Annotated in this window: 23 protein-coding genes, 1 pseudogene, 1 riboswitch and 2 other annotated features; of the genes and pseudogenes, 15 read left to right on the top strand and 9 right to left on the bottom strand. The window is 41.8% G+C overall.

Annotated elements, in window-relative coordinates:
* Positions 1-11: 11 nt before the first annotated feature.
* A complete protein-coding gene (locus ACWODM_RS08895; RefSeq protein ID WP_455321051.1) occupies positions 12-665 on the top strand; it encodes a deoxynucleoside kinase in 654 nt (217 codons plus the stop codon).
* 53 nt (positions 666-718) lie between these two features.
* Here ACWODM_RS08895 and ACWODM_RS08890 read toward each other — a convergent pair whose 3' ends face one another.
* On the bottom strand, positions 719-895 hold the full coding sequence (locus ACWODM_RS08890; protein WP_455321024.1) for a hypothetical protein: 177 nt from the start codon (positions 893-895) through the stop codon (positions 719-721).
* Positions 896-998: 103 nt separating this feature from the next.
* Positions 999-1,112, bottom strand: coding sequence for a helix-turn-helix domain-containing protein (locus tag ACWODM_RS08885; RefSeq protein WP_455321023.1), 114 nt, complete (start codon positions 1,110-1,112; stop codon positions 999-1,001).
* Positions 1,113-1,545: 433 nt separating this feature from the next.
* On the opposite strand from ACWODM_RS08885, the gene ACWODM_RS08880 reads away from it, so the two are divergent.
* Positions 1,546-1,920, top strand: coding sequence for a hypothetical protein (locus tag ACWODM_RS08880; protein WP_455321022.1), 375 nt, complete (start codon positions 1,546-1,548; stop codon positions 1,918-1,920).
* 33 nt (positions 1,921-1,953) lie between these two features.
* Here the strand turns inward: ACWODM_RS08880 and ACWODM_RS08875 are convergent, their stop codons facing one another.
* From ACWODM_RS08875 to ACWODM_RS08850, 6 genes and pseudogenes are all read right to left on the bottom strand, one after another.
* On the bottom strand, positions 1,954-2,151 hold the full coding sequence (locus ACWODM_RS08875; RefSeq protein WP_455321021.1) for a hypothetical protein: 198 nt from the start codon (positions 2,149-2,151) through the stop codon (positions 1,954-1,956).
* Between the two features lie 207 nt (positions 2,152-2,358).
* A complete protein-coding gene (gene brnQ, locus ACWODM_RS08870) occupies positions 2,359-3,705 on the bottom strand; it encodes a branched-chain amino acid transport system II carrier protein (RefSeq protein ID WP_455321020.1) in 1,347 nt (448 codons plus the stop codon).
* A gap of 233 nt (positions 3,706-3,938) precedes the next feature.
* The gene (locus tag ACWODM_RS08865; protein WP_455321019.1) at positions 3,939-4,985 is read right to left on the bottom strand and encodes a GGDEF domain-containing protein; all 1,047 of its coding nucleotides are present in this window, start codon (positions 4,983-4,985) and stop codon (positions 3,939-3,941) included.
* Positions 4,986-5,263: 278 nt separating this feature from the next.
* Complete coding sequence (locus ACWODM_RS08860; protein WP_455321018.1) at positions 5,264-6,001, bottom strand: amino acid ABC transporter ATP-binding protein; 738 nt, start codon at positions 5,999-6,001, stop codon at positions 5,264-5,266.
* 13 nt (positions 6,002-6,014) lie between these two features.
* A pseudogene (locus ACWODM_RS08855) lies at positions 6,015-7,591 on the bottom strand (ABC transporter permease subunit).
* Positions 7,592-7,692: 101 nt separating this feature from the next.
* Positions 7,693-7,864, bottom strand: a riboswitch (Lysine riboswitch).
* Positions 7,865-7,941: 77 nt separating this feature from the next.
* Positions 7,942-8,232, bottom strand: coding sequence for a hypothetical protein (locus ACWODM_RS08850; RefSeq protein WP_455321017.1), 291 nt, complete (start codon positions 8,230-8,232; stop codon positions 7,942-7,944).
* A 539-nt stretch (positions 8,233-8,771) separates the two neighbouring features.
* Here ACWODM_RS08850 and ACWODM_RS08845 point away from each other — a divergent pair.
* The 13 genes from ACWODM_RS08845 (at position 8,772) to ACWODM_RS08785 (ending at position 23,385) form a co-directional block, all read left to right on the top strand.
* Positions 8,772-9,473, top strand: a complete 702-nt coding sequence (locus tag ACWODM_RS08845) for an NAD-dependent protein deacylase (protein WP_455321016.1) — start codon at positions 8,772-8,774, stop codon at positions 9,471-9,473.
* Positions 9,474-9,491: 18 nt separating this feature from the next.
* Complete coding sequence (locus ACWODM_RS08840) at positions 9,492-10,334, top strand: chorismate mutase (protein ID WP_455321015.1); 843 nt, start codon at positions 9,492-9,494, stop codon at positions 10,332-10,334.
* Positions 10,335-10,336: 2 nt separating this feature from the next.
* Positions 10,337-10,849 (top strand): 3H domain-containing protein, encoded by a 513-nt coding sequence (locus ACWODM_RS08835; protein WP_455321014.1) that lies wholly within the window; start codon positions 10,337-10,339, stop codon positions 10,847-10,849.
* 108 nt (positions 10,850-10,957) lie between these two features.
* Positions 10,958-11,198, top strand: a binding site (T-box leader).
* A gap of 32 nt (positions 11,199-11,230) precedes the next feature.
* Positions 11,231-11,464, top strand: a binding site (T-box leader).
* A gap of 91 nt (positions 11,465-11,555) precedes the next feature.
* Positions 11,556-12,620, top strand: a complete 1,065-nt coding sequence (locus tag ACWODM_RS08830) for a methionine ABC transporter ATP-binding protein (protein ID WP_455321013.1) — start codon at positions 11,556-11,558, stop codon at positions 12,618-12,620.
* 1 nt (position 12,621) lies between these two features.
* Positions 12,622-13,302 (top strand): methionine ABC transporter permease, encoded by a 681-nt coding sequence (locus ACWODM_RS08825; protein ID WP_455321012.1) that lies wholly within the window; start codon positions 12,622-12,624, stop codon positions 13,300-13,302.
* Between the two features lie 167 nt (positions 13,303-13,469).
* Positions 13,470-14,678 carry a M20 family metallopeptidase gene (locus ACWODM_RS08820; protein ID WP_455321011.1) on the top strand — a complete coding sequence of 403 codons (1,209 nt, stop codon included), beginning with the start codon at positions 13,470-13,472 and terminating at the stop codon, positions 14,676-14,678.
* 205 nt (positions 14,679-14,883) lie between these two features.
* Positions 14,884-16,473, top strand: coding sequence for an ABC transporter substrate-binding protein (locus ACWODM_RS08815; RefSeq protein ID WP_455321010.1), 1,590 nt, complete (start codon positions 14,884-14,886; stop codon positions 16,471-16,473).
* Positions 16,474-16,508: 35 nt separating this feature from the next.
* Entirely contained in the window at positions 16,509-17,465 is a 957-nt protein-coding gene (locus tag ACWODM_RS08810; RefSeq protein WP_455321009.1) for an ABC transporter permease, read from the top strand.
* A gap of 1 nt (position 17,466) precedes the next feature.
* The gene (locus tag ACWODM_RS08805) at positions 17,467-18,330 is read left to right on the top strand and encodes an ABC transporter permease (protein WP_455321008.1); all 864 of its coding nucleotides are present in this window, start codon (positions 17,467-17,469) and stop codon (positions 18,328-18,330) included.
* An 18-nt stretch (positions 18,331-18,348) separates the two neighbouring features.
* Positions 18,349-19,350 carry an ABC transporter ATP-binding protein gene (locus tag ACWODM_RS08800; RefSeq protein ID WP_455321007.1) on the top strand — a complete coding sequence of 334 codons (1,002 nt, stop codon included), beginning with the start codon at positions 18,349-18,351 and terminating at the stop codon, positions 19,348-19,350.
* A 3-nt stretch (positions 19,351-19,353) separates the two neighbouring features.
* Positions 19,354-20,166 (top strand): ABC transporter ATP-binding protein, encoded by an 813-nt coding sequence (locus tag ACWODM_RS08795; protein ID WP_455321006.1) that lies wholly within the window; start codon positions 19,354-19,356, stop codon positions 20,164-20,166.
* A gap of 4 nt (positions 20,167-20,170) precedes the next feature.
* Complete coding sequence (locus ACWODM_RS08790; protein ID WP_455321005.1) at positions 20,171-21,418, top strand: M20 family metallopeptidase; 1,248 nt, start codon at positions 20,171-20,173, stop codon at positions 21,416-21,418.
* A gap of 17 nt (positions 21,419-21,435) precedes the next feature.
* Positions 21,436-23,385: a S9 family peptidase gene (locus ACWODM_RS08785; protein WP_455321004.1), complete on the top strand. Its 1,950-nt coding sequence runs from the start codon at positions 21,436-21,438 to the stop codon at positions 23,383-23,385.
* Here ACWODM_RS08785 and ACWODM_RS08780 read toward each other — a convergent pair.
* Complete coding sequence (locus ACWODM_RS08780) at positions 23,382-24,185, bottom strand: IclR family transcriptional regulator (RefSeq protein WP_455321003.1); 804 nt, start codon at positions 24,183-24,185, stop codon at positions 23,382-23,384. The genes ACWODM_RS08785 and ACWODM_RS08780 overlap by 4 nt on opposite strands.
* Between the last annotated feature and the right edge of the window lie 100 nt (positions 24,186-24,285).

Here is a 24,285-nt window from a genome sequence, read left to right as displayed (position 1 = left end):
AGTTGGGGGAAATGAGTGTGATCGTATTAGCAGGAACGATTGGTGCAGGAAAGTCTAGTTTGACCGCTTTGTTGGCAAACTATCTAGGGAGTCAAGCCTTCTACGAGTCAGTCGATGACAATGAAGTATTGCCACTTTTTTATGCGGATCCTAATAAATACGCATTTTTATTGCAGATTTATTTTTTGAATAAACGATTTGAGAGTATCAAGAAAGCGTTGAAAGATGACAACAATGTTTTGGATCGTTCGATCTACGAAGATTCTTTGTTGTTCCATTTAAATGCGGATCTTGGTCGTGCAACTGAAACAGAAGTGCAGGTTTATGATGAGTTACTGGCAAATATGCTGGAAGAGCTACCGTATGCTGCTCATAAAAAACATCCGGATCTATTGATCCATATCCGTGTTTCCTTTGAGACGATGCTGAAAAGAATCGAAAAACGCGGACGTGAATTTGAACAAATTTCTTATGATCCAAGTTTGTATGAGTATTATCAAGAATTGAATCGTCGTTACGATCAGTGGTTTGAAGCCTACGATGCCAGTCCGAAAATCCAGATCGATGGCGATGAAATGAACTTTGTAGAAGATACTGAAGCGACAGAAAAAGTCTTGACGTTGATCGAGCAAAAATTGAAAGAAGTTCGTGGGGAAACACTCTGAGTAGCTGCTCGGAGTGTTTTTTTATACAAAAAAACAGCAATTCTCTGCTGTCTTTATAGATTATTTTTATTTTTCCTTTGTTCTCTTTGTTTCTTCTTCCCGATATATCCACCAATCAGATCACTGAGGATCAGTTTATCTGATTCTGTCAGTGTACCTTCTTCTGCATAACGGATTTTTGCATTGGATTCTAACAATGTTTGAAGATCCAATTGATTCGTTTGATTCAAATCAAAAGGCAGCTCGCTTAAGCCAATCAGGTAATCTGTCGTAACCCCAAAAATCTCAGCAAAGTACTTTTAGCTCGTCTGCAGTGATTTTTCGTGCACCGGATTAAATTTTACTCATGGTTGATTTGCTGAAGTCCATTTTATTAGCGAGCTCTGTTTGAGACCAGTTTTTCTTTTCTCGTAAATCAACGATTTTTTGAGGAATTTCTTTTACCACGGCCAGTTTCTCCTCTCTTGTGATAAGATTTTCTTGATTTTAGCATCATAGCTTGAAAAGACATGGAATGTTTCTGAAATAGATACTTGATGTGTTGTCGTTTTAAAAAAAGGGAGATATATTGAATTGGAAAAGTCTCAGGAATCGAGTCAGGAGATGAGGGTTATTTTTGCAGTAGACCAGATAAAATATTATCGATGTGAAGAGGGGAATGTAGGATATCTATAAGTATCCTACCTACAGAAAAATAAGCTGCATGAATTTGACTAGCAATGGGTATTTATCGATTAGGTCCTTTTTCGACATGTTTAGCGTAATGAATGCTCTGCTCGGTCCCAACTATTAAAGAGCTTCTTATAGATTTCTCATCCTTTGAAAAAAAATAGAGACTCGCGAACAGATATGATAGGGTGGAGAAGAAGGAGGTTATTGAATGAAATATCTAAAAGTGTTCTTATTATTGTCCTTAACAGTAGGTCTTGCGGGATGTCAAACAACTGATACGACACCAGAAAGTGAGTCTGTGAACTCTTCAGAAGCAACCGTTGCAACATCAATGTCTGAAATGCCTGAAGACGCAAGCAAAGAGGCTGAATCAGAGTTTGCAGAGGTTCAAATTTTTAACGAGCTTGTTGGAGAAAATCTAGGAACAGAGACAGAGACAGATAATCCAAACAAACGGGTCTTATTCTTTGTCGATGGTTCTGGACACAAGCAATACAAGAGTGTTTATATCAAGAATACCCAACGTTTGAAGATCATCGATCTAGAAGGTGACTCAGTGTTGTTTAATGAAACGATTGAATAAAAAACTCGTCTTTTTCGGACGAGTTTTTTCTATTTATTTGAATGTCAGATGGTTCTCAAGCAGAGCTTCTTTCATGATAGGCAAGGATTTTGGGCCAATGCCATGAATTGCGAGAATCTCTTTTTCGGTATAAGTAGCTAATTTTTGAAAGGAATCAATGGATTCAAAAAGCAAAGCGCTTCGAGAAGGTTTAGACAAGCGGTCTAGAAAAGCTTCGTAAGTAGATGTCATAGTTATTTCTCCTAAAAAAGGTTTACAAGCAGTTTAACAGAAAAAGACGATAAAAAAAAGACCTGCCAGCAATCGCTGACAGGCAGGAGTAAAAAATGAAAAAGTGTTCGTTAGGGTTGTTTGTTGGTATACATAAACTATAAAAGATAAGTATGAATAATCTGTGATAAAAATCTATGAAACTTGTAAAGAATTGTAAAGAAGTGATTAAGCTGTCCGTTTACCCAGCCAATGCCAGATCAAGCCGAACACGAATCCGATACAAGCGGGCAAGACCCAGCCCATGCCGATCGAAAAGAACGGTAAATAGGAGCTTCCAAGGGAAATGATACTTTGTGCCCATCCTGTCTGAGATAGAAAATCGGGACTAGCATTGAGACCATCGATCACGGAAGCAATCAGTGTAAAATAGGTAGTCATTTGGTAGACACGCGGATCGTGTTTGAACAAAGGACCTAAAATAGCTAGCAAGATCAACGTCATTGCCAGAGGATAGAGAAACATCAACACTGGGATCGAAAATTCGATGATTTTTGTCAAACCGATATTGGCGAATAGACATGCCATCGTACTGACCACAGTCGAAAAAAAGACATAATTACGTTTGGGAAACAGCTCAATAAAAGTTTCTGAGAAAGCAGAGATCAGTCCGATCCCTGTTTTTAAACAGGCAACGATCACGATCATGGCAAGCACGACACTGCCGGATGTGCCTAAATAATAATGAGCGATCTGTGCCAAGGCGATTCCGCCATTTTCACTCAAAGGGAATTGACCTAAGCTCATCGTTCCCATATAAGCCAAGAGGCTGTAAATCAGTCCCATTAATAAAATGCTGACGGCTCCGGACTTGATGGTGTCGATGGCAATGGTTGACGGCTTGGTCACTCCACGATGACGAATCGTCGTCACGATGATGATCCCAAAGGCCAAGGAAGCCAAAGCATCTAATGTATTGTAACCTTCAACAAAGCCTTTGAAAAAAGGACTGGTTCCATAAGAAGCTTGAACAGGTGCGCTGGCAATTTCTCCCATTGGACGGAAGAAAGCCAGAAACAGCAGAATTCCCAGCAAAATCAAGAACAGCGGATTCAAAAATTTTCCAACATAATCTAACAGTTTAGAGGGTTTGCGTGCAAACCACCAAGCAGTAAAGAAAAACAATAGGCTGAATCCAGCGAGTACCAGAGCCATAAACTCGGTAGGTATAAAAGGTGCCAGTCCGATCTCAAAAGAGGTCGTCGCCAAACGTGGCAAGGCAAAAAATGGACCAATAACTAGATAAAGTAAAATGGTAAAAATAAAGGCATAACGACGATTGATCCGAGAAGCAAGTTCAAATAGACCGTTGCTTTGTGAGCTGCCGATAGCAATCACACCTAAAAAAGGTAGTCCAATCCCTGTAACTAAAAAGCCTAAGTTGGCTAAAAGGACATTAGCGCCTGCTTCTTGTCCCATGTGGACAGGGAAAATGAGATTTCCGGCACCAAAAAACAAACCAAAAAGCATTGAACCAATATAAAGATAGTCTTTGAATAGCAGTTTCTTTTCCATAACATTCCCACTTTCTAAAAATAACTGTTCTCAAAGTAGCATTGTCTTTCTAAAATTGCAATTGCTAGTCGGAAAATTTCAGCAAATCCTTATTTTAGTAGTGTTGCTACCCTACAAAACGAAGTCTGCATCTATCGATCTGAAGTAAGAACTCCTTGCAGTGCAGCTGTTCTAAAAACAGATGACTATAAATGGTCATTAAAAAAGACGACACCAGAAACATAGGTGTCGTCTTAGAAGGCGATAATGTCTTTTTTCTTTTTTGCCCGATAGAGAGCAATATCAGCTTCCTGAACCAAGTCTTCAGCAAGCATCTCTTTAGTGTGCCTGGCGATCCCGATACTGACTGTTAGCGGGACACCGAAGGAATGGTGAACCGATTTTCTGACTATCTCGCGAATCCGAGTACAGATGGTAAGTACTTCATTGTGGGAGTGGTCATTGAACAAAAGCCAAAATTCATCTCCACCAAAACGAAAAGGAGTGACCGTTTCCGAGTGGAATTCTTGGAGGACTTGTCCGATGAGCTCCAGACACTGATCGCCCTTGGGATGTCCAAGAGTGTCATTCAATTGTTTAAAGGAATCCAGATCCAGCATAGCAAAGAAAATTGATTCTGAAGCAGTATTTTCAATAGTCTGTAGCTGATTTTGTAAAGCGATTCGATTGTAGATACCAGTCAAAGGATCAGTCAACAGTTGTTTTTCCATTTCTTTGCGTTCCTGTTCTTTTTGGATCACGGCGTTGTTTTTCTTGCGCTGGAAGTAAATGACGACCATGCTGATGGCATAAAAGAAACATAACAACATGGTCGAGACAACGATACGCATGATCGTCAGACCTGAGTCAAACGGTGGTAGACGGTTATTGTCCCAGAAGATAAAAAAATCAGCCAGTAGCTTTGCTGCCAAGGTGGCTCCGGTGACTACACTCGTTAAGAGATAATTTCCATAAAAAGCAGTAAATAAAATAGGTGCACAGAAGACAATGGCAATGTGGAAAATATAATGCACGGAGTAAAAGACAAAACAAACACCAATGAGTGCGACCGAAAGCAGATAGATTCTTGGAATAGGCGTTGAAAATCGGACGCGCATTGCGAAAATAGCTAGCAAAAGAAAACCGGTATTGAGAATAAAAGGTTTTAGGACATATTGTATCGTGTATTGTGTAAGAGAAATCGTCATATTTTGCTGCTCCATTTTATAGAAAATAAAAGCTAACAAAAATTCGATCAACAAACCAGCGATAACGGTAAAGATGATTGAATAATAGTGCAATTTCAGCCACTGACTATCGATTTTCGGTATTCTTGTTGGAGTTCAGTAAAGTAACGATTCTTTTTAGGAAGCATTCAAGGTTTCTCCTCACATCATTAGCTTACAGGGTGACGTGTAAGAATTCTTTCACTCAAATTATAGTATTTGCCCAATGAATATACACGGTTAAAGTGCTGTTTTAGAAGCTAAAATCATTCAAAAAAATGGGCGAGGACCATCTGTGCAAAAAATCCGATCAGTAAAACAAACGTTTTACTGATCGGCTCTGTTTTTTTCATTTAGTTATTCAGGACGCGGTGTAAGAATTCTTTGGTTCGCGCTTCTTTTGGATGCGCAAAGAATTCTTCTGGAGTTCCTTCTTCGGCAATGACGCCTTGATCCATGAAGATCACACGGTCGGAGACTTCTTTGGCAAAGCCCATTTCATGGGTGACGATCACCATAGTCAAGCCGCTATCAGCCAAATCTTTCATTGTTTTCAATACTTCACCGACCATTTCGGGATCTAAGGCAGAAGTAGGTTCGTCAAACAATAAAACATCTGGGTTCATGGACAGGGCACGAGCGATTGCTACCCGTTGTTTTTGTCCACCTGAGAGTTGTGCCGGCTTGGCTGAAACAAAGGCTGCCATACCGACCTTAGTCAAATTTTCCAGAGCGATTGTTTTTGCTTCTTCACGATTTCTTTTTAAAACAGTGACTTGTCCTGAGATACAATTTTCTATGACGTTCATATTATTGAACAAGTTGAAGGATTGGAAAACCATACCCAAATGTGTACGATATTTAGGCAAATTGTAGCCTTTTTCCAATACGTTTTCTCCTTTATAAAGGATCTCTCCACTGCTGGGTTTTTCCAGCAGGTTGATACAGCGCAGGAAGGTTGATTTTCCTGAACCGGAAGAACCAATGATTGTCAAAACTTCGCCTTTATGGACGGTCGTATTGATATCTTTTAGCACTTCATTTGCGCCGAATTGTTTTTTCAAATGCTTGATTTCAATGATTGCTGACATAGTGGTTCCCTCCTTATTCTTGTTCTGGTGTCGTTGACGGATCATCTGCTCGAACATAAGCAGTTGGACCATCGATTCTCTTTTCCAGCAAGCGTAGTATGCGAGTGGCAGTCACGGTCAAGACCAAATAGATCGCACCAATGATGGTGAAGGTTTGGAAGAACAGTAGGTTGGTTCCAGCAGCGGCAGTCCCTTGGAAGAAGAGATCGCCAACGCTGATCACACTCAAAACGGCCGTATCCTTGATATTGATGACTGTCTCGTTTCCGATCGCTGGCAGAATGTTACGGATGACTTGCGGTAAAATAACTTTACGCATCGTTTGACTGTGGGTCATCCCGATTGCCTGAGCGGCTTCAAATTGTCCTTTATCAACGGCGAAAATACCACCACGGACGATTTCAGACATATACGCACCAGTATTGATCGACACGATGAAGAGTGCGGCGATCGTTCGATTCAAATCGATCTGGAAGGCAAGTGCCAACCCATAAAAGATAACCATCGCTTGAACCATCATTGGTGTGCCTCGGAAAACTTCGATATACAGTGTCAACAGACCGTTGATTAATTTTTGCAGCAAGCGTGCCACAGGATTGTCTGATTTTGGCAATGTCCGAAAGACTCCTACTAGTAAACCGATCAGTGTACCAGCAATTGTGGAGAAGATGGCAATGAAGACAGTGATCCCTGCACCACGCAGAAATAGATTTCCATATTGTGTGACGATTTGTTTGAAGGTTTGCAACAAGCCGGTTTCTTCCTCATCTGATGAAGAAGGCTGATTAGCTACGGCCGTATCCATAATCTCATTGCGTTCTTCTTGAGGAATATCCGCCAAAATCGTATTGATCTGGTCCAGCATTGGATCGTTTTTTCGCAGACCGACTGCTACTTGAACATCTTCAGGACTGGTTTGAAAACCATCCTCTTCTGCAAATTCGATCATCGTTAGATTTTTATTTACATTTGAAGCGGTGACTCCCTCAGGTCGTTCGCTGACATAGCCGTCAATCACACCGGAAGACAGTGCCACACGCATGGCAGAAAAGTTCTGCTGTGCCTGTTGTTTTTCGACACCAGGAATCTGATCAATGACTGTATAGTGGAAGGTATTTAGCTGTGCGGTGATTTTAGCCCCTTCTAGATCATCCAGATTTTGGGGTCTGCATACGGGCTTTCCTTTTGAACAACCACTACTAAATGGGATTCGTAATAGGAATCTGTAAAATCGATCTCCTTGCGCCGTTCCTCTGTAGGAGACATACCAGCAATAATTGCATCGATCTTACCTGATTGTAGAGCAGGTACTAGGCCGTCCCATTGAATAGCGACGACTTCCAGCTCCTTATCCAGACCGACTGCGATTTTCTTGGCGATCTCTACATCGTAGCCGCCAACATAACTGTTTTTCTCACCACTTTTGGGAACAGCACCGTTTGCCTCTGTTGTCTGAGTCCAGTTGAAGGGAGCATAAGCTGCCTCCATCCCTACACGAAAGGGTTCTTCATCTGCGGAAACCGGTGCTGTCTGGATAAATAAAAGTGCGACTAGAGAAAACAATGACCATAAAATAGATTTTTTTCTCATAAAATTACTCCTTATTTTTTTCTTACAAGTGTAGCAACAACAAAAAACAGCCGTACTCCATGATTGGAAAACGGCTGTAAACTTTCGTCAACAAATTTCTCACAAAACATAGCGCACCCTAGCTAATGCTAAGACAGTTCGCAAATTGTTCATTTGCGACCCAACAATTTTTCCAAGCAAAAAAGAAATTGTTTCGGCGATGTTCCCTAGTCCTGTTTCGACGTGTTGCTTCACTCCACAGGGATAATGAACCTCGCGACCTCTACCTCGTTGAAGGTAACTCGTATTTGATTTTTTGATTCTTCAAAATTTTAGAAGAAAAGAGTAGGTTTGTCAACCGACTCCTTCGATTAGGCATCTTTTGGTTCACGTCCTAAGACTGCTTGAAGAACAGTTGAACCTAGCAATACAGCCAAAACAACATAGATCAAGCTAGAGTATTGTGTCACTCCAAAGCCCCATGTACGGAAAATCACTAAAGAAATGGCAAGAACGATCGCAACGACCACGTTAAAGAATGCAAATGCCCAAAGATTGCCGTTTTCCTTGCGAGCTAGATAGAAAACAGAGAACCATAAACTTAGTGCAGCCCACGCAACACAAACCAAAATAATACCCCAATAAATAATAGATGCTAACATAAATTCTTTTCACCTCACTTTATTCAATCACGATATATTTTATCACGTTTTTCAAGGCATGTCATGAAAAAATCCAAAAATCCAGCAGAATTTGTGAAAAAATGGATTATAATTTGTAGTCGTTTTTGTCTCGCGAGCCTACACGGTACGAAGGTCCTGGTTCAAGTCAGTTGCGAAATCGTTGTGAGGCTTTAGCTCCAAACGAGATTCATGATTGCTAAAAATCGATTTTGTTGTGCTATGAATGGCTCAAACAATAGGCAAAAGCGACACTTACATAAAGGATTGTTTCAGTTGAGAAACAATCTGTAAGATGATTATTTGTGGGTTTTGCCTATTGTTTAGTGGAATCGTTTTTTATTGACAAATGCCATTTTTTCGTCAGATGTCTTTGTTAGGATGATTTAGTATGATTGAAGTATTGTTTTAGTGAAAAATATGAAACACAAGGTTTGTGGTCATGGACTGCAAACCTTTTTGTCAGTTTTCTACTAGGCATTGCGCAAGGGAACACGTATAATAACAGTGAGGTGAGAAAAATGATACCATGTGACCGTTTAGAAGCAAGAGAGAAAATCCAACAGGCAGCTTCTGTGACCTTTCTAACTGGAGCAGGGGTGTCGACACCGTCGGGAATCCCTGACTATCGTTCGTTGCAGGGAGTCTATCAGGGAATCGAGGCACCGGAGTATTTATTAAGCACTGTTTGCTTAGACCGTGAACCTCAAAAGTTTTATGATTTTGTGATGCAACTGTATCATCCGGAAGCACAGCCTAATGTGATCCATCAAAAAATGGCCCAGCTTTCCCAAGAGACTACGGTGCATATCGTGACGCAGAACATTGACGGCTTGCATGAAAAAGCAGGCAGTAGTCATTGTACAAACTTCCACGGAACACTCTATCAATGCAGCTGTCGGCGTTGTGGTCAAGAGGTTGCTTGGTCGGAGTATCTGCAAAGTGATCGCCACCAAGATTGTGATGGACAGCTTCGACCAGATATTGTGTTGTATGGGGAAGGTTTTACAGACACCGTTCTGACACAAGCGATCAATGCTGTTTCGCAGGCCGATCTCCTAGTTATTGCCGGGACTTCTTTTCAAGTCCACCCGTTTTGTGACCTGATTCATTATAAAAAAGAAACGGCGGAGATCCTGGTGATCAATCAAACAATGATCCATTTACCGTGTCCGTATTACTTTGTCCAAGAAGATGCGAGCCGAGTATTTAAAGAACTTTAACATGCAGGAGGAAATACCATGACCATTCGTAGTGAAAAAGAAAAAATGATTGCAGGAGAATTGTATTTTTCTGCCGATCCTGAATTAGTAGCTGATCGTAAATTTGCCAGAGAGCAGATGCATTTGATCAATCAGACCACAGACGCAGGGGTTCGTGAACAATTAATGAAAGAAACCTTTGGTCATGTTGCCAATCGTATTTATATGGAGCCGAATGTCCGTTTTGACTATGGGTACAACATATCCGTAGGGAAAAACTTTTACGCCAATTATGATTGCGTTTTGTTGGATATTTGTCCCATTACTTTTGGAGATAACTGCATGCTGGCACCCAATGTCCAAATTTATACAGCTTCCCATCCCTTGCATCCTGTCAAGCGCAATAGTGGACTCGAGGATGGCTCGCCTGTAACGATCGGTGACAATGCTTGGATCGGAGGGAATGCGGTGATCATTCCGGGAGTGACCTTGGGAGACAATGTCGTGGTTGGTGCAGGAAGTGTTGTCACAAAGTCCTTTCCAGATAATGTGGTGATTGCTGGTAATCCTGCTCAGATCATTAAAGTGATCGAACTAGAAGCGAATCAAGTGTCACCACTGGAAGAACAACGGAAGACAATCGATGCACTGGACCGTGAATTAGCTCGTGTACTAGAAAAAAGAATGAATGCCGTTGCGGAGATCGCACGGATCAAAAAAGAAGGGAATACGGAAATCTTAGATAACAGTCGTGAAGAACGTGTCCTAGATAATGTTCGTCAGACAGTGTCGAATGAAGCCTATCATGAGACGATCGTCGATACGTTCAAAGATGTAATGAAACATTCGCGCAACTATCAACAACAGCAAATGGAGGAATGAATATGGACGGGGCACAACGCCGCCAAAGGATCCTTGACCAGTTGTCTCAAACCAAAAAGCCGATCAGTGCCAGCCGTTTTGCCAGCGAGTTAGGTGTGAGTCGTCAAGTGATCGTTGGCGACATTGCTCTATTGCGCGCGGCTGGTGAAGAAATCGTTGCGACTGCCCGAGGCTATAAGCAAGAACATTTACAGACAAAACTGGAAAGTAAGATTGCGGTTCAGCATCAGGAAAACCAGACGAGAGAAGAGCTGGAGACGATCGTTTCGCTAGGAGGCGAAGTGTTGAACGTAATTGTTGAGCATGATATTTATGGAGAACTGATCGGCAATCTTCATATCAGTGAGCTGTCGGACGTGGATTCCTTTATGGAAAGCTACGAGACTTCCAATGCCGGATTACTTTCGCAACTGACAGACGGAATTCATTTGCATACGATCCGCTATGAAAATCAAGAAATTCTGCAGGCGATCAAGGATGCACTCATCGAAAAAGGAATCTTGTATCAAGACTGATTTTTGATTTGGAGAGTCCTTTCATTCGCGGTCAATCAGTAAAAAAAACAAGCAAGGCGGTTGACATTTGTTCGGACTTCCTGTAAATTAATCACATCAAGCAAATATCTTATTCCATTGATAAGGAAAGTAGACTTGGATGCTTTTAAGAGAGACTCTGGCTGGTGAGAAGAGTTGAGTTCAGATAAGTCGAAAATGGCCTTGGAGGAAAGAATGTCGATAAGTAGGCATTCTCGGATGGTTCAACCGTTAAAAAGAACGCCAATCTTTCTATAGTATGTTAGAAATGTTGGGCTGAGGGAAGGAAACTTCCGAACAAAGGTGGTAACACGATCGATTCGTCCTTTTACTAGTTCAACTAGTAAAAGGACTTTTTTTTATATTTATACGATGATATGGTAAGTAAAAAAGTAGACACTGTACAGAGAGCTTCGGTAGCTGAAAAGAAGCAAGAAAAAACTTTTTGAAAATGGCCATTGAGTATTCACTTTTGAGCAAAGCGTGCGAGAAAGTGACGGATTGCAGCCGTTGACTTGCAGAGTAATCAATACTCGCAGAGGAGTTGAGAAATCAACTTAAACTGAGGTGGTACCACGCAAAAAAAGCGTCCTCAAGAAAATAAACAATCGCGTTATTTTCTTGAGGATGCTTTTTTTATAGAAGCTGACTATCAAGAGGAAGTAATAGGAACTAGGAGGAAATGAAAATGATTGAATTAAAAGATATTTCAGTGACATTCTCACAAGGTGATCGTGAAGTTCATGCAGTAAAAAATGTAGATCTATCTGTAGATAAAGGGGATGTCTACGGAATCGTTGGGTATTCCGGAGCAGGAAAAAGTACCTTGGTCCGTGTGATCAACTTGCTGCAGCGTCCGACGAACGGACGAGTGGAGATCAACGGTACCGAATTCACTGAGTTAAGTCCCAAAGAATTGCGGGCTAAAAGAAAATCGATTGGTATGATTTTCCAGCATTTCAATTTGATGAAAGGTCGTTCGATTTTTGACAATGTTGATTTTTCTTTGAAATATTCTGGGAAGTCAAAAGACGAACGTCGCCAAAAAGTCACGGAATTATTGGAATTGGTTGGTTTGTCGGATAAGATCAACTCCTATCCAAGTCAGCTTTCTGGAGGACAAAAACAACGGGTTGCGATCGCTAGAGCCTTAGCTAATGATCCCGAGATTTTGCTCTGTGATGAAGCGACCAGCGCACTGGATCCCAAAACTACTTTGCAGATCTTAGCGCTCTTAAGAGAATTGAACAAAAAATTAGGACTAACGATTGTTCTGATCACTCATGAAATGCAAGTAGTCAAAGAAATCTGCAACAAAGTAGCGGTGATGGAAAACGGAGAAGTGATCGAACAAGGCGACAGTGTTCAGATCTTTAGTAAACCAGAAAAACCGTTGACCAAAGACTTTATCCGAACAGCCACACATATTGATCAGGCCTTAGAGACGATCGTCGGAAGCGAAAGTTTTTCTCGTTTGGAAGATGATGAATGGTTGGTGGAATTGTCTTATGTGGGTGATTCTACAAGTGAGCCGCTGATTGCCACCTTGTACCGTGAATTTCAGTTGGTAACGAATATTCTTTACGGAAATGTCGAGATCATTCAAGATGTACCGCTGGGAAGCTTGGTGGTCACATTAGCTGGAGATTTGGATCAACGTTACAAAGCCTTTGACTTTTTGATCGCTCAAGGGGTCTACGTCAATATTTTGAAAAAAGCAGAAGAAAATGATCAAGCAATAGGAGGACGCTAAGATGCAAGATTTAATAGAACAATATTTACCGAATGTCGTGGGGATTCCACATGAATTTGTTCAAGCAACAATCGAAACCTTGTACATGTCTTTTTGGACATCAATTGTTGCAGGTGTGCTAGGGATATTCTTTGGAGTGATTTTAGTGGTGACTCGTGAGGGTGGCATTTTGCAAAATCGGATCATTTTTAACATCTTAGATAAAATAGTCAACATCTTTCGTTCGATCCCATTTATTATTTTGATCGCTATTTTAGTAACCTTTACTCGTTTTATTGTTGGGACGTCGATCGGTGCAACTGCTGCACTGGTGCCATTGATCGTGGGAGTGGTTCCCTTCTTTGCGCGACAAATAGAGATCGCTTTGCTGGAAGTGGATCCTGGTGTGATCGAAGCAGCAGAAGCCATGGGGACTAGCCCGTTGGGAATCATTTTTCGTGTGTATTTATTAGAAGGTCTGCCAGGGATCGTCAGAGTCTCTGCATTAACGATCATCAATGTTATTGGTTTGACAGCGATGGCTGGAGCAGTCGGAGCAGGTGGGTTAGGTAGTTTGGCAGTGACCCGTGGATACAATCGTTTCCAGACAGACGTCACTTGGGTAGCGATGATCATTATTTTGATTTTGGTCTTCATCAGTCAAGCTGTAAGTAACTGGATCGTTAAAAAGATCAGTCATTAATGTAATTGGAAAACAGCGTGCAAGTAGTGGTCGCTAAGGATGTCACAGTCAGCAGACTGGATTACAGTAGATAACGGCAATGAAGACTATCAAATTAGCTCTCAACTCTTAGTATGGAAAGCGTTTAGTACAAAATAAAAAATAGTAACTATCAGGAGGTTGCTCGAATGACAGCAAGAGAAGAAAAATATGCAACGATCAAATCATTTATTCAAGAAAGACTTCCTGAATATAAAGAACTAGCAGTAGATATTCATGAACATCCAGAGGTCAGTAACTATGAAGTCTATTCTTCAGATGTTTTGATTGATCGATTAAAAAAAGAAGGGTTTGAAGTGACGAAGGATGTAGCCGGACATCACACAGGTTTTGATGCGCGCTACAAAGCGGAAAAAGCAGGACCGACCTTGTCTTTTCTAGCTGAATACGATGCACTTCCAGGGATTGGCCATGCATGTGGTCATAACCTATTCGGCACCTACTCTGTTTTAGCAGCGAGTGCGCTGAAACAAGTGGTTGATGAAGTCGGTGGAGAAATTCGGGTTTACGGAACACCAGGAGAAGAAGGTGGGGAGAACGGATCGGCAAAGGGCAGCTTTGTTCGCGAAGGCTTCTTTGAAGATGTCGATGCAGCTTTATGTGTCCATCCTGCCTATCGTTACGCGAAAACGTCTAAGGGTCTGGCGAATGATCCAGTGGATATCAAATTTTATGGTGTAGCTTCCCACGCAGCAGGCGCGCCTGAAAAAGGAATCAGTGCACTGGAGGCCTTGTTGCAAGTCTTTAACGGAATCAATGGTTTACGACTGTATGTACCAAAAGATGTGAACATCCATGGTATCATTACAGATGGTGGCGTTGCTGCCAATGTGATTCCAGAATATGCGGCTGGTCGTTTTTACTTACGTGCAGCCAATCGTTCAACTTTAAATGATGTCTATTCAAAAGTGGAGAACATCGTGAAAGCAGCAGCACTTTCTACAGGAGCTACCTATGAGTTTGGTTTGTTCCAAAATTCCGTGGACGATATCATCATTACCCCAAGCTTTGATGATGTTTTCTTCCGTCATGCGGAAGTAGCCGGTGTGCCAGCCGATGAGATCGACGATTCGACTCGTGCAAGTTTTGGTTCTTCTGATGTAGGAAATGTCAGTCAAGTGATCCCAACGATCCAGCCGACGGTTTCGATCTCAGATGACTATATTGCGGGACATTCGATCGAATTCAAAGCCGCCGCTCGTAGCGACAAAGGTTTGCAATCGATCGCAGTTGCAGCCGAGCTTTTGGCAAAGACCGCGTTGGATCTGATCGAAGAACCGAAATTGTTGGAAAAAATCAAAGAAGACCACAAGGCAAGTTTGGCAAAAGGGAATTAGTCACTTAAATAAAGGTCAAAAGACAACTTCTGTAACAAGGAAGTTGTCTTTTTTTGCGAAAAAACCAACTATAAATGGTAAAAAAAGAAAAAAGTAAATTTAAAGGAATAGAATGATTGTAATCTCATTAAAATTCTGATAGAATTCTCTATAATTCTTTATGTGAAAAAAAGTTTCTTATTATGAAAAAAGAGGGGGAAGCATAATGAAGAAGTTTTTATTGAGAACAGCACTTTTAGGAAGTTTAGGTTTGTTGCTAGCTGCGTGTGGTAGTAGTGGAGGAAGTACAGATTCTGGAGAAGGAGCATCCGGAGATACGAGTGGTGGCGAACTGCGCATCGCCTTGTCATCAGGGATCGCAACACTAGATCCAATCTCCTATACAGCTGTCTATGAGTCAAATATTATGAGAAGTGTTTTTGATACGTTGGTTACGTATAACAAAGATCTTTCAGAAATCGTCCCAAGCTTAGCGACTGAATGGGAGATCTCGGAGGATTTGATTACTTATACATTCCATTTAAGAGATGACGTTTACTTCCATCCGGGTGAATATCAGGATGGACGTTTGATGACAGCAGAAGACGTGAAATATTCGATGGAACGTTCATTGAATGACTCTGCCATGAATCGTTTGCGTAATATTAAAGAAATCACAGTAATCAGTGATACTGAATTGGAAGTCGAACTGGAAACACCTTATGCTGCCTTTTTAGCTATGCTGACAGATGCCGGAAATTCGATCGTTCCCAAAGAAGAAGTCGAAGGTATGGGAGATGAGTTTGCTAGAAATCCAATTGGTACTGGTCCGTATGCTTTTGCTGAATGGATGACAGATGATTTTGTCCGTTTGGAAAAAAATGCTGACTATTGGCAAGCTGAACCAAATTTGGATAGCGTGAGATTTACTTTTATCACAGATGGAAACATGATGGGAAATGCCTTGCAATCTGGTGACATCGATGTAGCAACAGATGTCAAAGGACAAAATGTCGAGTTGATCGAAGGCAATGACAACTTAGTTTTAGAAAAATCTGACGGTTTGTCGATCGGTTATCTTTCATTTAATATGGAGGAAGGACCAACCGCAGACTTAAAGGTTCGTCAAGCGATGAATCTAGCCTTGGATCGTACGGAGTTAGTGCAGGGTGTGTATCAATACGGAGAAGCGAAAGAAGCGTATCTACCATTGCCACAAGCATCATGGGGTTATAGCCAGGAAGCAGAGCAAATGGTCAAAGACGCAAGTGGACCAGATGTCGAGGCAGCCAAAGAGTTATTGACGGAAGCTGGCTACCCAGATGGATTCGACATTGATATTTATGTTGGGGAATCACGTGTTCCTGCGGCAACGATCTTCCAGGCACAAATGGAAAAAATCGGTATCAACGTGTCGATCAAGTCAGTTGAATGGGGAACCTTCAGTGACACGGTATCTAAAGGAAATGCGCCGCTATATATCATGGGTTGGAGCTGGTATCCAGATCCGGACTTCTTCTTGTATCAAATGTTAGATTCTAAACAAATCGGAGCATTAGGTAACGGGGGCGGCTATAGCAATCCAGAAGTAGACGAATTACTAGCTAGAGCGACAAGTGAAACCTCAGATCAAGAAGAACGTGCACAAATCTATGAGGAAGCATTGAAATTGATCGTTGCTGATCTGCCGCACTTGGATCTGTATGATCAAGATATTCTGGTTGGATTGAGCAATCAAGTTTCTGGTTACAATGTACGACCTGACGGAACGATTGTTTTAGTCAGTGAAGATACTAATGTTGGCTTAACAGAATAGTTGAACGAAAACGAACAAAAAATGAGGTGAGAAGCTTGCTAAAATATACAGCTAAACGTTTAGTTGATTTGATCCCCACGTTGTTTCTTGTAGCGATCATCGTATTTGCGATCACCCGGATGATACCTGGTGATCCTGCAAGTACGATGCTAGGACCTCAGGCAAGTGTTGAGGATGTCAATCGGTTGCGAGAACAAATGGGGTTAGATGAGCCGAAACTTCAACAATTTTTCCAATATATGAAAGAATTGCTTCATTTTGATCTTGGCTATTCTATGGCGTATCGCCGTCCAGTAGCCGAGCTCATCATGGAACGTTTCCCTAATACGATTATTTTAACGATTTTTTCTTTGATCGTTTCTTTACTAGTAGGTGTGACGGCAGGGATTCTCTCTGCCGTCAAAAAAGGGAGTATTTGGGACTATTTCTTTACGGTTCTATCACTTGTCGGAGTATCTATCCCTGTCTTTTGGTTAGGGATCATGTTGGTCTTATTATTCAGTGTCAATCTAGGTTGGTTGCCTTCCACAGGGATTGGCAATATGAGCAATGGTTTGGTCGATTACCTGAAGCATCTGATACTGCCGGGTGTTACGCTGGCAACGATTCCGATGGCAACCTTTTCTAGGATCACTCGTTCCAGTATGTTAGAGGTATTGGAGCAGAACTACATCAAAACAGCCAAAGCAAAAGGTTTGAAGGGAACAATCATTGTTTTGAAGCATGCGCTGAAAAATGCTATGACGCCTATTTTAACAGTCATGGGTATGCAGATCTCTTCTATGCTAGGTGGTGCGGTTTTGACCGAGACGATCTACAGCTGGCCGGGTATGGGGCGTCTGATCGTTGATGCGATCAACAAACGAGATTTTGTTGTGGTACAAGGAACGGTTCTTTTTCTAGCGGTTCTTTTTGTATTGGTCAACTTGGTCGTTGACTTGCTCTATACCGTTGTAAATCCAAAAGTAAATCTTGGAAAGGCGGCGAAATAAAATGGAAACAACAGCGAAGTCTCCAAGTTTGGCAAAAATGTTTATCAAAAAATTAGCACAAAACAAGTTGGCAGTCTTTGGCTTACTTTTAGTTTTGCTGGTCTTTTTAATGGCGATTTTTGCCCCTTTATTAGCGACACATAAGCCGAATGAAATGGACATGACGATCACCTTATTAGGACCCGGCGAACAAGGTCACCTATTAGGAACGGACAACTACGGACGAGATCTATTTAGCCGAATTGTTTACGGTTCGCGGATCTCACTGATTGTTGGGATCGGTGCTGTTGGTGTAGGATCGGTGATTGGCATTCTGTTAGGGCTGATCGCGGGCTATTTCGGTGGAACACTGGATTCGATCATCATGCGTCTGATGGATGCCTTGGCAGCTTTTCCTTTTATTCTGCTAGCCATCACATTGATGACGGTTTTAGGAACGGGTCTATTGAACGTGATCATCGCAGTTGGGATCGGAAATGTTCCCGGATTTGCCCGAATGATTCGCGGGCAAGTGCTGAGTGTCAAAGAAGAGTTATTTATAGAAGTAATCGAATCATTAGGTGCCAAACAAACACGAATTATTTTTAGTCATGTACTCCCCAACTGTCTGACACCAATCATTGTTTATGCAACGATGAGTGTCGCCGGTGCGATTATCTCTGAAGCAGCCTTGAGTTTTCTTGGCTTAGGGATCCAACCACCGACAGCTTCCTGGGGGAATATCTTAAAAGAAGGAAAAGACTATTTGATCATTGCTCCACATATTGCAGTCTTTTCAGGAATGTCTATCTTGCTTTCTGTTCTGGGATTGAATTTATTTGGCGATGGTTTAAGAGATGCGCTGGATCCGAAGACAAGATTGTAGGAAAGAGGAGAAGAGACTATGGAAAAAGAAACATTACTTTCAGTAGAAAATCTTTCCATTGATTTTGTCAGTGAAAAGAAAAGCGTTCGTGCGGTGGAAAATGTCAGTTTTGACATGAAGCAAGGAGAAGTACTAGGCATCGTTGGCGAATCCGGTTCTGGAAAGAGCGTAACAGTGACTTCTATCTTAAAACTGCTTCCCCAGAATGCTCGTTATGCTGAAGGAAAGATTTTATTTAAAGATAAAGATCTATTACCAATGAATGAGCGCCAGATCCGTTCGATCCGTGGCAATGAGATCTCAATGATCTTCCAAGATCCGATGACTAGCTTGAATCCCGTTTTTACTGTAGAAAACCAATTAGTAGAAGCGATTCGGCTACATCATAAAATGACCAAAAAAGAGGCCAAGGCCGAAGCAGTTCGTTTGCTGGGATTGGTCGGTATCAAAGAACCTGAAAAAAAGGTCAAACTGTATCCCCATGAATTTTCAGGAGGAATGCGTCAGCGGGTAATGATCGCTATGGCGATCTCATCAGCGCCGTCTTTGATCATCGCGGATGAACCAACGACCGCACTAGATGTGACGGTTCAAAAGCAGATTATTGATCTTTTAAAAAATCTACAAGAAAAAATCAATACCGGTATCGTCTTTATTACCCATGATCTAGAAGTGGTGGCAGATATTGCGGATAAGATCATGATCATGTATGCCGGAGAAGTGGTGGAAAGCGGCAGTACTGAGACGATCTTTAGAAATCCACTACATCCCTACACACGTTTGTTGATCAATGCAATTCCCAAAGAAAACAAAGAGAGTGGACGTTTACCTACGATTGCAGGAAACGTGCCGTCGCTAGCGGATATCCCTAAGAACGTTTGCCATTTTGCCGACCGAATTCCGTGGATCCCAAAAGAAGCGCATGAAAAAAATCCGCAATTACGGGAAGTTGAACCCGGACATTTTGTTCGTTGTACTTGTTACAAGCATTTCCATCTAAAAGAAGTGAAAGGAGGATAGGCGATGACAGCCACAGTGATTTTAGAGACAAAAGATCTAGAAAAGCAATATACGATCAAGAAAAAAACGCTTTTCAACAAACACCCGGAAACTCTGACCGCTGTAAATAAGGTTTCTTTAAAGATTCACACGGGAGAGACTTTAGGGATCGTTGGCGAATCTGGTTGTGGAAAATCTACCTTTGCTCGTTTGGTGACACGCTTGATCACTCCGACTGGTGGACAAGTATTTTTTGAAGAGGAAGAGTTGACCAAGCTTTCGCAGGAAGAGATTCGTGAAAAACGCAAGGATATTCAGATGATCTTTCAGGATCCTTATGCATCATTGGATCCGCGAAAACGAATATTGGCTATCTTGACCGAGCCTTTGGAGATTCATGGAATCGGGACAGCAAAAGAGCGTGAAGAACAAGCATTGGAAATGCTGGAAAAAGTTGGCTTACAGCGTTCTTATGCCACACGCTTTCCTCATGAATTTTCCGGCGGTCAGTGTCAACGGATCAATATTGCTCGGGCTTTGATGCTGCGACCCAAATTAGTGATCTGTGACGAACCTGTATCCGCTTTGGATGTTTCGATCCAAGCGCAGGTATTGAATTTATTATTAGATTTACAAGAAGAATTTCATTTAACGTATGTGTTCATCTCTCATGATTTGAACGTTGTCCGTTATTTTTGCGATAAAATCGCGGTGATGTACATGGGAGAAGTCGTTGAATACGGCGATGCTGAAAAAATCTATCAGCAACCTGAACATGCGTATACAAAAAAATTGCTGACAGCAATTCCTAAAAGTATAAAAACTGGTGAGGAGTGACACGATGTTTGACAAGGAACAACTAATTGAACTGGTGGCAAAACATCAGGAAGAATTAATTGAACTAACGGCTAAATTATTACAGATCCCAAGTGAAAATCCAGAAGGGGACACCCGCGAGATCACAAGCTTTATTGTGAACTACTTGAAAGAAAATGGCATTGAAGCCACAACCTATGAACCCGATCCGCATCGTTTTAATATCGTAGCTTCGATTGGCCCGAAAATTGGCAAAACCTTGATTTATTGTGGACATTCAGACACAGTTCCTGTTGGTGATTTAGAGCAATGGGAATTTTCTCCTTTTTCCGGGGAAATAAAAGATGGCTATTTGCTAGGTCGTGGAGCAAGTGATATGAAGGCTGGACTTGCGGGCTTGATCTTTACGACAGTGCTACTAAAAAGATACGAGGTCCCACTGGCAGGAGAACTCGTCTTGGCGATCGTTCCAGACGAAGAGAGCGGCGGTGATTTTGGTGTTCCTTGGTTATTGGAACAAGGAATCATCAAAGGAGACGGCTGTCTGATTGCAGAACCCTCTAGTGAGCTGAATCCAACGATTGGTCAAAAAGGTTCCTGCTGGTTCAAATTGACCGTCAACGGTGTTCCAGGACATGGAAGTTTAGCACCTTTTGTTGGAAAAAATGCGATCGTTGATGCGATTCGAGCGATTGAACGGATCCGCACTGTTACAGATTTGGACATCCAACCACCTAAAGAGTTGACCGAGCTATTAAAGGTTTCCAATGAGTATTTGATTGGCAATGAACGGGAAGAAACTCGTGGTGTTTTTGAAAAAATCACTTGTAATATAGGAACGATCGAAGGCGGAACGAGTGCCAATGTTGTGGCAGACAAATGTGTCGTCAATGTGGACTGTCGTCTGCCATTTGGAATCACTAACGAAGAAACAATGTCTTATATCAAAAAAGAGTTAGATGCTTTAGGAATCGATTATACGATTGAAAGCTTTGGCTTCAAGAGCTCAGCGAATTATACCCCTGCGGAGGATCCTGTTTGTCGAGCAATCGTTGACAATATCAGTTATGTACTGAAGGATCATGCCTACGGTGTCTTGCAGTGGGCCTGCAGTGATGCCCGTCACTTTAGAGAATATGATATTCCTGTGTTGCAATACGGACCTGCCGAGCTGGACACTATCCATGGATTCAACGAAAAAGTAAAGGTTTCTCAAGTCATCAATTCTGCAAAAGTCTATACTTTGGCGGCGATCGACTTTTTAAATGAATAGAGATAGGTGGGAAGCAGATGTCAGGAATGGAAATTCAAGATATATTTCAAGTAAGAACGATCAGTACGCCGGTGTATCATCCAAATGGAGAGTGTTTTTTGTATGTAGAACATCAAACCGATGAAGCCAGTGATCAGTATCTTTCTAAAATCTTTCTCTATGAATTTGCAACAAAAGCCAAGCATTGTCTGATCGAAGAAGGTTGGAACATTTCACCAACATGGAATAGAGAAGGAAGCGGCTTTTTATTTTTATCTACGAGAAATGGTGTGCAGCAAGTCTTTTATTATCAACTGTCTGATCAATCGATCAAACAGGTAACTGATGAAAAAGCTGGTGTGACAGCAGCTACTTGGCATCCAGACAGTCAGCAGTTTTTTTACACCACTTTGCGTACGACCAATCAACAGGTCGATCCGGATGTGTTCATTACAGATTCGATCAATTATTTGGAAAATGGTAGAGGGCTGGTTTCAAATCAGGATCATTCATTGATTTGTTTGACTTCGCTAGAACACTCGACAGTTGAAGAACTGACGACACACAGTGTTGGTTATGGGCTGAAAAAAAGTCTGTCGATTTCACCGGACGGTCAGTATTTAACCTTTGAAAACCGTTTGTCTACGGATGAATTCAATCAGGATTCAGGGGTTTTCCGCTTGAATCTTCAGACGAAGGAAATTGAAAGGTTGACTAAGGAGTTTGAGACAGGGATGTTTGGCGAACCGACCTATTCCAAAGGCGGACGTTATATCGGTATGATCGGAAGTCCAGTCAGCTACCATACGAGTAATCAGCTCAGTGTTTATGCCTACGATCTAAAGCAGGAGACATTGCAGGAATTGACCGCTTCATTGGACGCACAAGTCAGTGACTTTGCCGTCAGTGATTGTAAGGCAGGGCCTTCCAATGGTCTGCTGCAATGGTCGAACAGTGAACGTTGTTTCTTTACGCTGGTCAGCTTAGAAGGCAGAGTCAGCCTTTTTCGAGTAAGTGTAGATGGTTCTTGGCAAGAATTGGAAAAGATTGGACCGCACGTTACGGATTTTGCGATCCATCCAGAAAAGTCAGAAATGCTAGTTTGTGTCAGCTCGCCTCAAGAAGCTGCTCAAGTTTTTCGAGTAGATCTTTTATCTGAGGAGCAGGAATTGCTACTGTCTCCTAATGAGTTCTTGAGGGAAAGAGTCCAAGTGATTTATCAGAAGGTCGAATATCCAGCAAAAGATCACGGTCGTGTGCCGGGCTTTTTAGTCTTGCCAGAAGATTTTTCGAAAGAAAAAACGTATCCGTTGATCGTCAATATTCATGGCGGTCCGTATACGATGCATGCCGAGACCTTCCATCACGAAGTACAGCACATGGTCAGTCAAGGCTATCTGGTTTTATTGATCAATCCTCGGGGCAGCTTTGGTTATGGACAAACACATTTGGATGGTGTTGTTGGAAAATATGGTGAAGGGGATTATCAAGATCTCATGACCGCTGTTGATGGTGTTCTGTCAGATTATCCATGTATCGATCCAAACGCTTTGTTTGTGACTGGTGGTAGTTACGGCGGCTTTATGGTCAACTGGATCTTGACGAAAACCAAGCGATTCAAAGCAGCGATCACGCAACGGTCGATGTCTAATTTTGTTAGCATGATCGGTACTAGTGACATTGGCTATTATTTTTTTGTAGAAGAAAATGGCGCAGATATCTTGAATCCAGAGATCCTTTGGGAAAAATCACCACTGGCACACGTGAAAAATGTGGAGACACCGGTGCTCGTGATGCAGGCTGAACAAGATTATCGTTGTCCGATGGAACAGGCAGATCAGTGGTATCGAGCATTAAAATACCTAAAAAAAGAAGCGAAATTGATTCGCTTCAATCATTCTAATCATGAACTTTCTCGGACCGGAAGACCTAAGCTGCGGATCATTCGTCTACAAGAAATGATGAAATGGTTCGATGACTATCGTTAGACTTGGTTGATTTGCAGTGCTTTTTCTTTAAAGAAGCGATACGAAGTAAGATTCAGATCGTTTTCCGAAAGAACTGCCGAGATTTGGTTAGCGGTCATTTTGACCAGTTGCCCTAAGGCATTGATATCTTCTTCTTTTGTACGATAGGTCGGTTTAGCGATCGCTAGAGACCCAAGAATGACATCGTTGGAAAAAATCGGAGCCGCAATGGCCACGATGTCGGGAGTCACAATCTCTTTGCTGACGCACCAACCCTGCTCACGTGTTTCATTGAGTATTTTTTCCAGTGTAGGTACATTCAGGTGCGTTGTAGGTCTCAATTGATCAAAAGGACTCGTTAAGACAGACTGGATCTGTTCTTCTTCCAGATAGGCCAGAATCGCCCAATAGGAGGCACCGGAATAGAGAGGCATCGATTTATTCAAAGGAACAGCAAAGCTGACTTTATTGACGGGTTCGAAAGCATCGATCGTTGTGGCTTCCAAATGATCCAGTTTGACCAAATAAACGGATTCGCCGGTTTCTTGCATCAAATTATTTAAAAAGGGTTGAGTCAAGGTGGCGACATTGTATTTATCATAAGAAAGATAGCTGAACAGTGCAAGTGCAGGACCTATTTCGTACTGCTTTGTGTGCTGGTTTTTTATCAAATAACGATTTCGGACAAAGGTTTCGAGTATGCGGTAAACGGCGGTATGATTCATATCCAATTTACCGGCGATCTCTCGAACAGTCCATCGTTCATGTTCTTTTGTAAAGAGATTCAATACATTTAAAGACTGATTAAGTGTTTTTAACATAGCTGACCTCCGTTCTTCATAATAGCGTAGCTGATGGAGAGGTTTCTGTCAATGAGAGACCAGAGGCAACTGTGATTATATTTTAGAGGATTGGTGAAAG

This window comes from Enterococcus olivae, assembly GCF_053760925.1.
This window is presented reverse-complemented; position numbering and strand designations above follow the sequence as displayed.